The organism is Paenibacillus sp. RC334, assembly GCF_030034735.1.
Taxonomy (GTDB): Bacteria; Bacillota; Bacilli; order Paenibacillales; family Paenibacillaceae; genus Paenibacillus; species Paenibacillus terrae_A.
This window is the reverse complement of record NZ_CP125370.1, coordinates 2,141,845-2,154,549: the sequence shown is the minus strand read 5'-3', so window position 1 is coordinate 2,154,549 and position 12,705 is coordinate 2,141,845. Positions and strand designations below refer to the sequence as shown.

The window sequence follows — 12,705 nt, the reverse complement described above, 5'->3', positions numbered from 1 at the left end:
GGAGCATTGCATGTATGAAAAAAGGTGCTTCCAAATTTTCATCTGTTGCAAATGTAATGTTACATCTTTAATTCACAAACTGTCTAATCAAGGTTATTCGACAAAAGATTATTTGTCAAAAAGGGTTAGCTTATCCGCTGCTGGAATACGTGGTCTTGGTTCTGGAATGACTTCAGGATAACCTGCATACACCATTCCGATGACCTTCTCACCAGGCTGGATTCCCAAATGCTTGCGGAATTTCGGCGAATAAAGAAAAGGCTTTGTGACCCAGAACGTTCCGATTCCTTTACTCCATGCGGCAAGCATAAAGTTTTGTACAAGGGCACTAACCGCTGCAAAATCCTCATCCCAAACTGACTGACGAGGGTCTTCCTCCAACACAACTAAAAGTTGAATCGGATTGTGTAAAATGCCGCTTTCGAATTTGTTATCCTTGCCAATATCGGCTTCAATAGCTTCAGCGAGCTTTTTCCGTCCGTCGCCAGCAAACAAGAAAAAACGCCATGGCTCACGCATTTTATGATTAGGAGCCCATACAGCAACGTCCAGCAGTTCTTTAATGGTATCTACCGAAATGGGGTCGGATTTGAAGCGTTTAATGGTCCGTCGTTCCTGAATTACATCTATGACATGTTCACTAAAGGTATGCTCTGTCACGTATATCCTCCTTCACAGGTATAGCTCGTGGATATCACTATAACTATATATTCAAAATGATAACCATTCTCAATAAAATATACCTTTAGCATTCCTTCCTGTCAACCTGTACATATGAAATTCAATCCAGTGTACTTTACTGCTCTTTTAAAATGCCTCAATTATATGCTCCGTGACGACTGCGGTTTCGTCAATCAATCGTACAGAAATCATATCAAAACGGATTGGAACATCTCCAATCCCGTTCATATGCAAATAAACAGCAGCTGTCTGGCGAACCTGGGTTATTTTACGTGCAGTGATTGATTCTGCGGGCGTTCCATAATTGGAGCTACTTCGGCTGCGTACTTCAATAAACACGAGAATATCCTCCCGGGAGGCAATCAGATCCATTTCACCACTACGACATCGCCAGTTACGCTCTATGATACGATACCCCAGATTTTCCAAAAACGAAGCCGCCGCCTGTTCACCCAAAGCTCCTTTGGCTTTTCGTTGATCCTTGCTTCCGGTCCTCATATCGTTCCTCATCAGCTATCATCCCTTGGAGCAAGCTTATCCATTTGATATATATAGGTGAGCACCTCTGCCACCAATTGATATAGCTCAGCAGGAATTTGTTCATCCAAGTCAAGCTTGGACAATACCTCAACCAGTGCGGCATCCTCTTGAACGGGAACGCCGTGCTCTTTGGCTTTTTCCAAAATGCTATCCGCAATACGACCGCTTCCTTTGGCAACGACGATTGGGGCTTCGCTCTCACCGGGCGTATATTTAAGGGCGACAGCCTTCTTCCTGGAAGGAGAAGGAGCCTCCAACGGCTCTTTCATATTTTAAGATCGACTCCTTTATACGGCTGAGGCACATAGCTTTGTACCTCCGAAGAGACCAGACCTTTGCTCTCCTGTCCAGTCCTTATCGGCATCGGTTCGGTGCGCAGGGATAAAAGCTGATACCCTAGCGATTCCAGCGCCGTATGAATGGATTCACGCCCGCTGGTCAACAGCGAAGCAGCCCAATCCTGATCGTTATGGAGCTTAAGGCTCACTATCCGGTCCACGACTTGCACATCCACCAATGTTGGCCCTAGCGCCTTCATGTCCAAATCAAACCAAAGCCGGCAGTTGGATGCATCCAGTTCCCCGCGTTTACCGCGTCGAGACTGAATCTGGATCGTAGCTGTTTCACGACCATCCGGTCCGACAAACGGAATAAACATGTGTACCTGTGCAAAAGGGGCCGTACGGTCCGTATTCAGCAGCAACTGCTGACCCGTCAGGTGCTGCACGACCTGCTGCGCCGCCTCTTTCAGGGCAGGCGGCAGGTCATCGCTGCCCATCAACTGGAGCAGCGCCCCCTTTACGGTGTCGGCATCCGCTGACACCGTACCGCCCGCCGCAGCCGCTAATCCCGGCAGCGGATGCGTTCCTTCCGGCGGCTCCATACGGGCCGCCGCCGTTCCCTGCGCGGTCTGTGCAGCCGCGCGGTGTACCTGCTGCTCGTGCTCTGCACCGAGCAGCTTCAGCACGCGGCCCACCCACGGGTCCTCCGTGGGGGTGAGCTGCGTGCTGGACGCCGCTGGCTGCGCAGCAGCTGCGTCCGTAGCCCGCAGAGCGCCAGCCGCAGGCTGCGGCGCTTCTGTTGCGGGCTGCTCCGGCGCAGCCGTGCCCAGCGCGGGCGGCACCGCCGCGCGCAGCTCTTGCAGCAGCGTACGCAGCCGCTGAAGAGGCGCCTCCGGCGTGGCCGCGTTGCCCGCAGCGGCCTGCGGCGCAGAGCCGCCAGCCAGCTGCGCGGCGGCACGGTCGGCCATAGCGGCGTTTGCAGCGGGCTTCGCCCCGGCAGGCTCTGCCATTGCCGCCGCTGGAGCGCCGTCGGCGCCCTTAGGCTGCTGTGTACCCGCTGTGGCTGCTTGCGGCTTCTCCGCTCCGGCACGTGAAGCCCTTAGTGCATCAGCGCCCGATTCAGGTGCATTTACACCAGAGTCCGCCACCACGTCCGTGGCTATGGCTCCACGCCCATTAGCTAGTGCTGGTTCCCCGGAGGCAGCACCTTTAGCTACAGATGCAGCAGTACCAGTCGGAGCATCCGTGTCTGTCGCCGAAGCGCCCGCTTCACCCACCATAGCAGCAAGATTTGCCGCCTGAGTCCCTTTCAGCGTCTCCTTGCCTCCTGCTGCCAGTGCCGCTTCTGCCTGCTTTGTAGTAACAGCAGCGGCATCTTTGGACAATACAGGAACTTGGCCTTCTGGTGCATCTGCAATCACAGCTGAAGAAGCGCCTGATGGAGCAGGGGACATTCGGTCAGCCCCCTTTACCGCTGTTGCTTCTCCCGCCATACGGTCACCAGATGCTCCTTGACCTTGCTGCTTGAATACTGCTTCAAGCTCCTGCTCCAGCGAAGACAAAAGATCATTTAAAGGAGGCCCAAACATCGCCTGTCGCAGGCCGTTTATACTTTCCGCCGTCAACGGCAATCCACGTTGAAAGGCAACCGCTGCTGCCTGCACAAACGTCTCTATTTGTACTTTTCCCGGCTGCTTCGCCAAAGCGTCTCGTAAAGAAGCCGCATTTTCCGATGTCAACGGTACGCCATTCTTTTGCATCGCCTGTATCAGCTCCCTGTTCTGCGCTGTATCCGGTAGTCCCACCGAATCCAGTACATCTGCCAGCGCTACAGTCTGCTGCCCTGTGTTGGCTGCATCGTTCAAAGGCTTAAGTACAGTCATTCCGCTGGGCGAGGCTGGCTGGACCTGGAGTAATGTGGACTGTCCAGGTTGAAGAGGGGTTTCCAGCTTGGCTCTGACCTGGGAACCTTGAATTTGCAACACAGCCTCACCGCCGTCCTCAGACACCTTTAATACGACGCCTCGTACGACCTGACCTGGCTGCATATCAAGCTTTTTAGCCTCTCCCGCCTTCACATCACCAAGTAATCCTCGAAATACAGATCCGATATTCATAGGGTCCCTCCTCTCTTCATGCCCCATATTCAAGGGGCCTATTTTATTAGGTCAGGATTTTTCAAAATCCTTAGGTATACATTATATCGGCACAGTCCCGACTCATAATAAGTATTTACAGGTCAAACAACGTCGGTTGCTCGATCAACAAATTACCAAGAAAGCTGCGTCTATGCATTGCTGTAGGTCCCAGCATCAAAATTTGTTCCCTATGCAGCTTCGTAGCGTAACCTTTATGTATGCCAATCCCATATTCCGGGTACTTTGCATCCCATTCACCTTTGCACAGTCGATCACGGGTTACCTTGGCAATAATAGAAGCCGCAGCAATAGACTGGCTGTTCGCATCTCCTTTAATAATAGAAAGCTGGGATATAGGCAAATCCACCTTTTCTGCATCTACAAGTAAATAATCAGGAGATACATGCAGAGCCTCAACAGCCTGCTTCATAGCCAAACGAGCTGCCTGTTTAATATTGATGGCATCAATCGTTCGTGCGTCCACATACCCGACTCCTACGGCAATGGCCTTCTCCATAATCAGCTCATAGTAGGTTTCCCTCTTTTTGTCCGTCAGCTTTTTGGAATCATCCACGCCCTCCAGCAGCTCACCGTTCGGCAAAATGACCGCCGCAGCCACAACATCCCCGAATAAACATCCTCGGCCTACCTCATCAATGCCAGCGATGCGCTCATAGGATTGCTCCCAGCACTCTTTTTCATAACGCAGCATGTCCGTTACCGCTTTTTCTTCCATACTCCATACCCGCCTATCTATATGTAGTTTGGCGCTTAATTCACGCCATAGTTCTGTACAATTTTATTCAGCTTAACACAGACCTGTCCACCCCAAAACCCTTTTCGTTAACCTGCCTTCACATACCAAAAAACCTTCCTCTCTCCGGAGAGATGGGGAAGGTTCTTCCTTGCCACACTATGCTATGTTGTGTATCCGGTACATCTGGCAGAATCAGTAAGGAGCTTCCAAACTGAAACGTCCCAGCTTACCTGCACGCAGCTCACGTAAAATGATTTTTGACGACTTTTCGAGATCTACACGTCCACCGCTGACAATACAGCCGCGTTTACGTCCAATCGCTTCCATGACACTGACAATTTCATCGGCATTTTCCGTATCCTCGGGACGTTCAGTCAGCTCAAAGCGCGCTGCCAGCTCATCCCAGTAATATTGAACCAAATATTTTGTCGCGAAAAAAGCGATATCCTCAACATTCAAAATCTCTTCCTTGATCGCGCCTGTAACCGCCAGACGATAACCAACATTCTGATCCTCAAATTTGGGCCACAAAATACCCGGTGTATCCAGCAGCTCAATTTCACCAATCTTGATCCATTGCTGTGCCTTCGTCACCCCAGGACGATCGCCCGTAGCTGCAATGCTACGTCCTGCCATACGGTTGATCAGGGTCGATTTACCGACATTCGGTATACCAACAATCAAAGCACGCATAGGACGAGGATTCATACCTTTAGAAATCTGCCGATCTATCTTTTCCTTAAGCAGCAACTTGGCCTGAACCGGAATTTCTTTCATCCCTGTGCCTGTTGTAGCATCCACCTGAAAAGCGATATGCCCTTGCTCCTTAAAGTAGGCAATCCACTGCTGTGATACTACCGGGTCCGCCAAATCTGCCTTATTTAAAATAATCATTCGCGGCTTGCCCTGCAAAATATCATCAATCATTGGATTTCGGCTGGAAAGCGGCAATCGAGCATCAATCAACTCAATTACCAAATCAATCAGCTTTAATTTTGCTTCAATTTGGCGGCGCGCTTTGGTCATATGACCAGGAAACCATTGTATCGTCACCGTCATCACCTCATTGATCGTAACTCCTAACGTTTCCCATAGAGTTATGCGTCAGGATTACGGCAGCTATGCTGCATATTAGTTGTTCTAGTGGTTAATCCACTTCATATCCTTCACCGGCCAGAAAATAACATCAGCACGGCCGACGACTTCTTTCAAATCAATATATCCAATCATCCGACTGTCTGTACTGTTGGAACGGTTATCCCCCATAACAAAAATATGTCCTGCGGGAACTTTACCATCCTTAAAATTTTCATTCGGGAAATTTGTAAACTTGTTGTAAAGCTCACCATTTTGATGCGCTTCCTCCAACGGAGTTTTCAAGTAAGGCTCCTGAATAGGTTTACCATTCACCGTAATCGTGTCACCTTCTACCTTAACCGTATCGCCCTCAACGGCAATGACGCGCTTAATGAAGTCTCTTCCTTCATCCGGCACATGAAAAACGATTACCTCTCCCGGTTTTGGGGAACGGAAATCATACAAAATTTCATTTACAATGACACGTTCTCCGGTATGAAAGTTAGGCTGCATCGACGGGCCATCCACAATAAACGGCTTAAAAAGAAACCAACGGATTAAAAAGACCAACACTAACGCGATAACGATGGCCTTGACCCACTCAAAAATCTCATTTTTCGGTTTACGCTTGGGCGTACCATCCTGATCGGTCGGCTGCTGTATAGCTCCTTGTCCTACTTCTTGCTCCATAGCTCACTGTCCTCTCTTTACGGTCAATAATCCACAGTTCCCTATGTACGTAGAAAAAACGAAAGGAGCTTGTAATCAAGCCCCTTTCGTTATTCGTTGTATTAACGACGAATTTCTTTAATTCTCGCTGCTTTACCGCGCAGTTCACGAAGATAATAAAGCTTCGCACGACGCACTTTACCACGGCGAGCCACGTCGATTTTATCGATTTTCGGGGAATGAAGCGGGAAAGTTCTTTCCACACCTACACCGTAAGAAATTTTACGAACTGTAAAAGTCTCACTGATTCCGCCACCACGGCGTTTAATTACAACACCTTCAAACAACTGGATACGCTCACGAGTTCCCTCAATAACTTTCACGTGCACTTTCAAAGTGTCACCGGGACGAAAGTTAGGCAAATCTTTACGCAGTTGTTCTTCAGTGATCGCTTGGACGATATTCATCTATGACTCCCTCCTTCCGTACAGGTGTTCATGCATCTTCTGGAAACACATCCGTTTCCTTCATCATCCACAGAGGACCACCGTATTACACACAACAGATGTATTGTATCATGGAGGATACCGCATTGCAACAAGAAAAAGGGATTTGACCAAACATTATATTTAATTAATTACATTATAAAACAGGTTAGCACCTGCTTTCAAATCCCCTCATTGCTCAGCACTTTAATACACTCTTCCCATGATCAATCCATCTTGCGCTGTTCCTCTATCCATACCCGTTCCTTGCTTGTCAATTCAGCCTGCTCCAGCAGATCCGGTCGACGTTCCATCGTACGACGCAGTGCCTCATGCCGTCTCCATACATCAATATTAACGTGATGTCCTGACAACAGCACCTCTGGTACCTTCCAGCCCCGAAACTCAGCAGGCCTGGTATAATGCGGGTACTCCAGCAGCCCCGTACTGAAAGAGTCCGTTACTGCACTCGTTTCATTGCCCAGCACTCCAGGCAGCAACCGTGCCACACTATCTATAGCGACCATGGCGGGCAGTTCCCCACCAGTCAACACATAATCTCCGATAGAAAGCTCATCCGTCACCAAATATTCGCGAATACGCTCATCATAGCCCTCATAATGCCCGCATATAAAAATAAGATGGTCCTCTTTAGCAAGCTCCTCCGCTTTCTTTTGCGTAAAAGTCTCACCTTGCGGACACATCAAAATAATACGCGGAGCTTTCAAACCTGCACTCGACCCAGCCTCATCACCTTGAACAACTTCGTCTGTGTTCCCTAATATGGTTGGACACTCTGCCTCATCCAGTAGCGCCTCCACCGCAGTGAAAATCGGGTCAGGCTTCAATACCATCCCGCCCCCGCCGCCATAGGGTGTATCATCCACTTGACCGTGCTTGTTCCCGGCATATTGGCGAAAATTAACCGCTTGCAGTGATATGGTTCCCTTATCCCTTGCTTTTCCCAGAATGCTTGCATTAAATACACCGTCAAACATTTCGGGAAACAGGGTCAGCACATCCACCCGCATTACAGTAGTCCTTCCATCAACCGTACCGTAACCCGTTTTTCAGGCACGTTTACATCCAAAATGACATCTTCTATATACGGCAACAGCAGTTCCTTGCCATCAGGCATTGTGACTACCCATACATCGTTAGCTCCTGGTGTCAAAATCTCTTTCACCACACCGAGCTTTTCTCCACCTTCTGTCACTACTTCCAGGCCAACAACTTCATGAAAATAGAACTCATTTTCCTCTAGTTCGCCTAGCCGTTCAGCGGATACCTTCAATAAGCTGCCTTTATACTTTTCAACATCATTGATGTTATGATATTCCTTGAATTTGGCTACAACCATATTTTTTTGAAAACGTGCTGTTTCAATAGTTACAGGGATCGGCGCTTTACCATCCGCAGGAATGATCAACAGCTCACTGCCTTTAGCAAAACGATCCTCCGGGAAATCGGTCGTCGTTAATATTTTAAGCTCGCCGCGGATTCCGTGTGTATTCACAATTTTCCCGACATTAAACAATTGCTGCATCGTGTTCCTCCTGCATATAATCGGTCCCGCTCCATATCATCTTCATCATGTACGAAAAAGGGTTAGGACATACATCCTAACCCACTTTCGTATATCTTTAAGATATGATGTCTACGGTAACCCGTTTATCCATCTTAACGGCTGCTGATGCAACCACAGTGCGAAGCGCCTTGGCGATACGACCCTGCTTGCCAATGATTTTGCCTACATCCTCAGGATGCACGCTAAGCTCATATACGACAAGCCGATCCTTCTCCAAGGTCTTCACGGTTACATCTTCCGGATGATCGACTAAAGCCTTAGCAATGATTATCACTAATTCTTCCATGGTTGACCCTCCGCATCAGCACCTTATTTCTGTTGTTTAAGCTCATGAAACTTTTTCATTACGCCCGCTTTGCTAAGCAAGTTGCGGACTGTATCGGATGCTTGTGCACCATCTTGCAACCATTTCAACGCTTTATCTTCATCAATTTTTACAACTGCTGGTACTGTAATAGGGTTGTAATAACCGATTTCTTCGATAAAACGACCGTCACGCGGGGAACGGGAATCCGATACCACGACGCGATAGAAAGGAGCTTTATGTGCACCCATACGTTTCAGACGAATACGAACTGCCACGAAAATTCACCTCCTTCAAAAAGTAGACTGTATATTGTTATCCTATAATTCCAACGGCCTATTGGCCTTAACGGAAAGGAAACTTCATACCTTTACCCATACCCTTCAACTGCTTCAGGGCTTTGTTTTTGCCACCCTTGGGTCCCATCATGTCTGAGAACTGCTTCATCATGCGCCGCATTTCATCAAATTGCTTGATCAGGCGGTTTACCTCAGCCAGTGATGTTCCACTGCCTACAGCAATCCGTTTGCGACGGCTATGATTAATCATGTCCGGGTTTTGCTTTTCTTGTGTGGTCATGGAATGAACGATAGCCTCAATCCGGCCCATCTGCTTGTCATCCACTTTGACATCTTTCATTTGCTTCATATTGCCCATGCCGGGAATCATATCGAGAATCTGGTCGATTGGGCCAAGCTTTTTAACTTGATCCATCTGCTCCAGAAAATCTTCGAAGGTAAATTCAGCATTGCGCATTTTCCGTTCCATTTCCTTCGCCTTATCGGCGCCGATATTGGATTGCGCTTTTTCAATCAGGGACAACATGTCGCCCATACCCAAAATCCGTGAAGCCATCCGTTCCGGATGAAACGGCTCCATCGCATCCAGCTTTTCACCCAATGTAGCAAACTTGATCGGGCATCCGGTCACAGCCTTAACCGACAAGGCCGCACCACCGCGGGTATCACCGTCCAGCTTCGTTAGTACAACCCCTGTTAACTCCAAGCTAGTGTTAAAGTGCTCCGCGACGTTTACCGCATCCTGACCTGTCATGCTGTCAACAACCAGCAGAACTTCGTCCGGCTTGACGTTCGCATGAATCTGACGCAACTCTTCCATAAGCTCTTCATCCACATGAAGACGACCGGCAGTATCTATAATAACGTAGTCATTACCATTATCCTTGGCATGCTGTAAGCCCTGTTTTGCAATCTCCACCGGGCTTGTCTGATCACCAAGCGTAAATACAGGAGCATTAATCTGCTCACCAAGTACCTGTAGTTGCTTGATTGCAGCCGGTCTATATATATCACCAGCTACAAGCAATGGGCGATGATTTTGCTTTTGCAGCAACTTCGCCAGCTTGCCGGATGTCGTCGTCTTACCTGCGCCCTGGAGACCCACCATCATAATGACCGTAGGCGGTTTGTTTGCCTTGGCAAGCTTGGCTTGACTGCCACCCATCAACTCGGTCAGTTCCTTGTTCACGATGTCGATGATTACCATACCTGGTGTAAAGCTGTCCATCACTTCCTTGCCAACGGATTTCTCCTTCACCTTGGCAATAAAGTCCTTTACAACCTTGAAGTTAACGTCCGCCTCCAGCAAAGCTAATCGTACTTCGCGCATCGCCTGAGCTACATCATCCTCAGACACTTTTCCTTTGCCGCGCAGTTTACTGAATACATTTTGCAAGCGGGTCGACAATCCTTCAAATGCCATATTTCCGCACCTCCTTGTCTACCAGGGTTGTTTGTTTACTAATCTATATGACCTACAATTCCTGCAGGCGATTTACAATTTGATTAACATGTTGCAGAGTGCCTTCATCGGGTTTACCGATTTTACCGAACGCCTCATACAACGCTGTATTCAATTCTTCCAGATCTCGGCTTCTGCGCTCATGTTTACTGAGCAACCCGAGCTTTTCCTCATACATTTCCAGTACCTGCTCGGCACGTTTGATATGCTCATACACGGCCTGACGGCTAATTTGAAACTCCGAAGCAATCTCTCCCAGAGAAAAATCATCATGGAAGTAATATTTCAAAAACATCTGTTGCTTCTCCGTAAGCAGAGGTTCATAGAAGTCAAACAGTCGGTTAATCCGGTTTGTCTTTTCCAGCCGATTCTCCTGACTCATCGCGTATACCTCCATCGTCAAGGAAAAACACTTTACAGTTCTTTTCAACGATCCTTATCATACATAAAAGAAAAGAAGATGTCAAGCGTTATCCCTTGTCAACCAAAAAAAAGCCGATTCACTGCCCTTAAACGGAAGTACGAATCGGCTTTTTGCCTACTAGGGTTTAAACTCTTACCGGGGTAAGATACAGCAGAACAGCCAGAAAATGAAGTATGCTGCCTGCCAGAACAAACAGATGCCAGATCGCGTGATGATACGGAAACGCCCGCCACACATAGAAGATTGTGCCCAGCGTATACATTAGACCGCCCAGGAACAATAGCGTCATGCCTCCGGCGGGAACAGCCGCCACCAGCGGGTTCCAGGCAATCGTGATGAGCCAGCCCATCACGATGTAGAACACGGTAGACATGAACAGAAAGCGCTTGGTGAAGAATGCCTTGAATAGCACACCAAACAGGGCGATTCCCCAAATAACGCCAAACAGCGTCCAACCTAATGTCCCGCGCAGTGCAACGAGCATAAACGGGGTGTAGCTGCCTGCAATGAACAGGTAAATGCAAGAATGATCGAATATCTCGAACAAATCCTTCAATTTTCCTTCGCGCAGACTATGAAGCAACGTGGAATTGGTGTACAACAGCAGCATCGTAATTCCGTAAATCGTGAAACTGACGACATGCCAAGTGGTCCCTTTCAAGCTTGCAAAAACAATGAGCAGCACAAGTGCCGCCACACTTAAAACGGCTCCAATTCCGTGTGTGATCGCATTGGCTATTTCTTCCCGGCGGGAATAAGTATAGGTATTCGCCATTGGTTCTTCACCCGGCTTCCTGTGAAATATTTTTTTACATCCAAAAAATTCATATCCGGCGCCGACAGACCCTTTTCTTTCATTATACATCCCTGTGATCTCACGCAGCAACCGGACCCTACTTAGCCCCAGACCTGGCAGGTCTTAAGATCAAAAAAGCCTCGTCCAACCTTGCAACAAACCTGATTAAGCCTGTTCTTCCTCACCCAGAGCGGTTTCATCTACGCCTTCTTCCTGAATCAACCCAGCGAACAACGCATGAACGAATTGCTCGGAATCAAATGGCTGGAGATCATTCACCTTTTCACCCAAGCCTACCAGCTTCACCGGCAAATTCAGCTCTTGGCGGATCGCCACGACAATACCACCCTTCGCTGTACCATCCAGCTTCGTCAGCACCAGCCCGGTTACGCCACTTTTCTCGCCAAACATTTTGGCTTGATTGAGCGCGTTTTGTCCAGTCGTCGCATCGAGTACCAGCAGTACTTCATGGGGAGCATCGGGAATTTCACGCTGGATTACGCGGAAAATTTTGTTCAGTTCCTCCATCAGATTGCTTTTATTCTGGAGACGTCCTGCGGTATCACACAGTAACACATCCACCTGACGCTGCTTGGCAGCCTGTACCGCATCAAACATAACCGCGGCTGGATCAGAACCAGATTGCTGTTTAATGACCTCTACACCAGCCCTTTCGCCCCATACCTCCAGCTGTTCAATCGCGCCAGCACGGAACGTATCCCCGGCGGCCAGCAACACTTTTTTACCCTCTTGTTTAAAACGGTGCGCCAGCTTGCCAATTGTTGTTGTTTTACCGACACCATTGACACCGACGAACAGAATGACCGTAATCCCGTCAGGGCTCATTTGAAGCTGACTGTTGTCATTGCCCCGCAGCAACTCAGACAGCTTTTCCGATAATACAGGCTGTAGCTCGGATGCGTCCTCGATTTTGCGTTTTTTCACTTCTCCTCGCAGGTCTTCAATGAGGTTCATAACGGTGTTGACGCCAACATCGGCACCGATCAGAATTTCTTCCAGCTCCTCATAGAACTCCTCATCAATCTTCTTGCGGCGAATCATCAGATCCGATACTTTTTCAACAAATCCTTTGCGTGTTTTTTCTAAACCGTCCTTGAACTGTTTGGTGACGGATTCGGTTTTGCTTGCAATGCTTTCCTTTAATTTCCTAAAGAAACTCATAGGTTCCCTCCGTTGATCTGAA

General features: G+C 48.5%; 16 protein-coding genes. All 16 read right to left on the bottom strand.

Annotation, left to right across the window (positions count from 1 at the left end):
* Window positions 1-108: 108 nt before the first annotated feature.
* Window positions 109-660 (bottom strand): nitroreductase family protein, encoded by a 552-nt coding sequence (locus QMK20_RS10180; protein WP_283655616.1) that lies wholly within the window; start codon window positions 658-660, stop codon window positions 109-111.
* Between the two features lie 147 nt (window positions 661-807).
* The gene (locus QMK20_RS10175; protein ID WP_283655615.1) at window positions 808-1,191 is read right to left on the bottom strand and encodes a YraN family protein; all 384 of its coding nucleotides are present in this window, start codon (window positions 1,189-1,191) and stop codon (window positions 808-810) included.
* Complete coding sequence (locus tag QMK20_RS10170) at window positions 1,191-1,490, bottom strand: EscU/YscU/HrcU family type III secretion system export apparatus switch protein (RefSeq protein ID WP_044644886.1); 300 nt, start codon at window positions 1,488-1,490, stop codon at window positions 1,191-1,193. The genes QMK20_RS10175 and QMK20_RS10170 overlap by 1 nt, the downstream gene beginning before the upstream one ends.
* Complete coding sequence (locus tag QMK20_RS10165) at window positions 1,487-3,619, bottom strand: DNA ligase (protein WP_283655614.1); 2,133 nt, start codon at window positions 3,617-3,619, stop codon at window positions 1,487-1,489. Before QMK20_RS10165 ends, QMK20_RS10170 begins: the two co-directional genes overlap by 4 nt.
* Before the next feature lie 115 nt (window positions 3,620-3,734).
* Window positions 3,735-4,397, bottom strand: coding sequence for a ribonuclease HII (locus QMK20_RS10160; protein WP_283656243.1), 663 nt, complete (start codon window positions 4,395-4,397; stop codon window positions 3,735-3,737).
* Window positions 4,398-4,589: 192 nt separating this feature from the next.
* Window positions 4,590-5,450, bottom strand: coding sequence for a ribosome biogenesis GTPase YlqF (gene ylqF, locus QMK20_RS10155; RefSeq protein WP_134910182.1), 861 nt, complete (start codon window positions 5,448-5,450; stop codon window positions 4,590-4,592).
* Between the two features lie 87 nt (window positions 5,451-5,537).
* Window positions 5,538-6,164 (bottom strand): signal peptidase I, encoded by a 627-nt coding sequence (gene lepB, locus QMK20_RS10150; RefSeq protein ID WP_283655613.1) that lies wholly within the window; start codon window positions 6,162-6,164, stop codon window positions 5,538-5,540.
* A 101-nt stretch (window positions 6,165-6,265) separates the two neighbouring features.
* On the bottom strand, window positions 6,266-6,610 hold the full coding sequence (gene rplS, locus QMK20_RS10145; RefSeq protein ID WP_010346403.1) for a 50S ribosomal protein L19: 345 nt from the start codon (window positions 6,608-6,610) through the stop codon (window positions 6,266-6,268).
* A gap of 245 nt (window positions 6,611-6,855) precedes the next feature.
* Window positions 6,856-7,659 (bottom strand): tRNA (guanosine(37)-N1)-methyltransferase TrmD, encoded by an 804-nt coding sequence (trmD, locus tag QMK20_RS10140; protein ID WP_283655612.1) that lies wholly within the window; start codon window positions 7,657-7,659, stop codon window positions 6,856-6,858.
* Window positions 7,659-8,174 (bottom strand): ribosome maturation factor RimM, encoded by a 516-nt coding sequence (rimM, locus tag QMK20_RS10135; RefSeq protein WP_283655611.1) that lies wholly within the window; start codon window positions 8,172-8,174, stop codon window positions 7,659-7,661. Before rimM ends, trmD begins: the two co-directional genes overlap by 1 nt.
* A 97-nt stretch (window positions 8,175-8,271) precedes the next feature.
* On the bottom strand, window positions 8,272-8,502 hold the full coding sequence (locus QMK20_RS10130) for a KH domain-containing protein (RefSeq protein ID WP_013309863.1): 231 nt from the start codon (window positions 8,500-8,502) through the stop codon (window positions 8,272-8,274).
* A 23-nt stretch (window positions 8,503-8,525) separates the two neighbouring features.
* Window positions 8,526-8,798 (bottom strand): 30S ribosomal protein S16, encoded by a 273-nt coding sequence (rpsP, locus tag QMK20_RS10125; protein WP_014281051.1) that lies wholly within the window; start codon window positions 8,796-8,798, stop codon window positions 8,526-8,528.
* Between the two features lie 67 nt (window positions 8,799-8,865).
* Complete coding sequence (gene ffh, locus QMK20_RS10120; RefSeq protein WP_283655610.1) at window positions 8,866-10,242, bottom strand: signal recognition particle protein; 1,377 nt, start codon at window positions 10,240-10,242, stop codon at window positions 8,866-8,868.
* 52 nt (window positions 10,243-10,294) lie between these two features.
* Window positions 10,295-10,663 carry a putative DNA-binding protein gene (locus tag QMK20_RS10115; protein WP_283655609.1) on the bottom strand — a complete coding sequence of 123 codons (369 nt, stop codon included), beginning with the start codon at window positions 10,661-10,663 and terminating at the stop codon, window positions 10,295-10,297.
* 166 nt (window positions 10,664-10,829) lie between these two features.
* The gene (trhA, locus tag QMK20_RS10110) at window positions 10,830-11,480 is read right to left on the bottom strand and encodes a PAQR family membrane homeostasis protein TrhA (RefSeq protein ID WP_044644895.1); all 651 of its coding nucleotides are present in this window, start codon (window positions 11,478-11,480) and stop codon (window positions 10,830-10,832) included.
* 186 nt (window positions 11,481-11,666) lie between these two features.
* Complete coding sequence (gene ftsY / locus QMK20_RS10105) at window positions 11,667-12,683, bottom strand: signal recognition particle-docking protein FtsY (protein WP_283655608.1); 1,017 nt, start codon at window positions 12,681-12,683, stop codon at window positions 11,667-11,669.
* Window positions 12,684-12,705 lie beyond the last annotated feature (22 nt).

Coding starts and splice junctions, on each gene's coding strand:
- QMK20_RS10175 (WP_283655615.1), bottom strand. CDS start 1,191: ATGAGGAACGATATGAGGACCGGAAGCAAGGATCAACGAAAAGCCAAA.
- QMK20_RS10170 (WP_044644886.1), bottom strand. CDS start 1,490: ATGAAAGAGCCGTTGGAGGCTCCTTCTCCTTCCAGGAAGAAGGCTGTC.
- QMK20_RS10165 (WP_283655614.1), bottom strand. CDS start 3,619: ATGAATATCGGATCTGTATTTCGAGGATTACTTGGTGATGTGAAGGCG.
- lepB (WP_283655613.1), bottom strand. CDS start 6,164: ATGGAGCAAGAAGTAGGACAAGGAGCTATACAGCAGCCGACCGATCAG.
- rplS (WP_010346403.1), bottom strand. CDS start 6,610: ATGAATATCGTCCAAGCGATCACTGAAGAACAACTGCGTAAAGATTTG.
- trmD (WP_283655612.1), bottom strand. CDS start 7,659: ATGCGGGTGGATGTGCTGACCCTGTTTCCCGAAATGTTTGACGGTGTA.
- rimM (WP_283655611.1), bottom strand. CDS start 8,174: ATGCAGCAATTGTTTAATGTCGGGAAAATTGTGAATACACACGGAATC.
- QMK20_RS10130 (WP_013309863.1), bottom strand. CDS start 8,502: ATGGAAGAATTAGTGATAATCATTGCTAAGGCTTTAGTCGATCATCCG.
- ffh (WP_283655610.1), bottom strand. CDS start 10,242: ATGGCATTTGAAGGATTGTCGACCCGCTTGCAAAATGTATTCAGTAAA.
- QMK20_RS10115 (WP_283655609.1), bottom strand. CDS start 10,663: ATGAGTCAGGAGAATCGGCTGGAAAAGACAAACCGGATTAACCGACTG.
- trhA (WP_044644895.1), bottom strand. CDS start 11,480: ATGGCGAATACCTATACTTATTCCCGCCGGGAAGAAATAGCCAATGCG.
- ftsY (WP_283655608.1), bottom strand. CDS start 12,683: ATGAGTTTCTTTAGGAAATTAAAGGAAAGCATTGCAAGCAAAACCGAA.